Here is a 1,656-nt window from a genome sequence, read left to right as displayed (position 1 = left end):
GGAAATAGCCCGGCCACTGAAACTAACCATACACAGGAACAGAGTAATAAGCATTAAAACGGCTAAGAGCACCCGCGTCCCACCAGACATGTTGCGCCCCACTTGGATCGGTTCTGTATCCTTTTGTATTTCTTTAATCTCCATTCGAGACATTTGAGTATCTGCAATTTGATTGATTTCCTCACGGCGAAGACGTTTCAAACTGAACGTTTTCTGAGTAGATACCTGTTCTTCTTTGTAGTCGCTTTGTTCTTTCTTCGTTAAACCCTTGAACCATGTATTAAATTTTTTATATTCGGCAATCACTTCTTTGGTAGGACCAAACATTTTTAACTGCCCATAGTGCATCCAAATCGTCTTATCACATAGGTTGGCTACTTGACCTAGGGCATGACTGACAAAAAAGATGGTCTTCCCTTGTTCCTTAAATTCCATCATTTTGTGCAAGCATTTTTGATAAAACGTGTCGTCACCAACTGCCAGAGCCTCATCAATGATCAATATATCTGGGTTTTGGTGTACCGCAATCGCAAATCCTAGTCGGCTTTTCATCCCACTGGAATAGCTTTTTACCGGCTGATTGATAAACTCGCCTAACTCAGAAAAATCAATAATCTCAGATAAAATGTTTTTGATTTCTTTGTTGGTCATACCAAGCATCAAACATTTCAGTTGGATGTTCTCCATTCCAGTAAGCGGGCCTTTCAAACCAGCTCCAATTGAAATGATGGAGGTTTCGCCATTGATTTCCAAATTACCGGAGGTGGGGGGAATAATCCCACTTAGGATGTTGGACAAGGTGGATTTCCCAGATCCATTAATTCCTATAATGCCCACTGTCTCTCCAGCATGAACCTCGAAGGATACACCCTTTAAGGCCCAAAACTTCGGAACATTCTTTTTCGTGAGAGAAAACAAGCTTTTTAGCTTGTCTGCTTTCTTTTTCAACAGATCATATTCTTTTGTAATGTATTGTGCCTTAACTTTATACGTCAATATACTTCCCTCGTTTTTTATGTAGAATAGATTGAAGTGGTTGTTGGCAACTACTTCTTATTTTCCTCGTTTGGTACGTAAAACCTTCCAGACATACTGTGGAATCTGAATCAGCCGGTCATAACGATGGAACTTAATCGATCGGTACAGCCATTCAATATTGTGATCCAGAAAGAATTTCGGTGCTCTCGGTACTGCTCCTGACAGCACATCAAAGGTCCCGCCCACATTCAAAAAGACTTTGGCATTCAATTCCTCTACATGCCGTTCCAGAAAAATCTCCTGCTTGGGTGATCCCAGCGCCACAAACAGAAAGTCCGGTGCCGCTTCATTGATAATCTCCACAATATTTGGTTCCTCTTTACTGGTAAAGCCATGCAAGTGATCGGCAATCACCAAATTCGGATATTGCTTTTGAATGTTTTCCGCTGCCTGTGCCACGATCTCTTTCTTCGCCCCATAAAGAAAAATCCGTTTCCTGTATTTATTGGCATATGTCAAACAGTTGTCCATCACATCAATGCCGGTGATCCGTTCGGTAATTTCCCCGCCGGTTGCCTTGGACATCTTGACAATACCAATCCCATCGGCGATCCGATGGGTTGCCCGATGGATGTATTGAAAGACCTCCGGCTGTTCATACGCCTGTAAAGTAATCTG

Annotated in this window: 2 protein-coding genes; both read right to left on the bottom strand. The window is 42.2% G+C overall.

Annotation, left to right across the window (positions count from 1 at the left end; all coding sequences use genetic code 11):
- The coding region (locus IW492_RS17805; RefSeq protein ID WP_236672002.1) for an ABC transporter ATP-binding protein at window positions 1-996 on the bottom strand (996 nt) is incomplete at its 3' end.
- Window positions 997-1,053: 57 nt separating this feature from the next.
- On the bottom strand, window positions 1,054-1,656 hold a 603-nt coding region (locus IW492_RS17800), incomplete at its 5' end, for a WecB/TagA/CpsF family glycosyltransferase (protein WP_202069432.1).

This window comes from Enterococcus sp. BWB1-3, from assembly GCF_016745275.1.
Classification (GTDB): Bacteria; Bacillota; Bacilli; order Lactobacillales; family Enterococcaceae; genus Enterococcus_L.
This window is presented reverse-complemented; position numbering and strand designations above follow the sequence as displayed.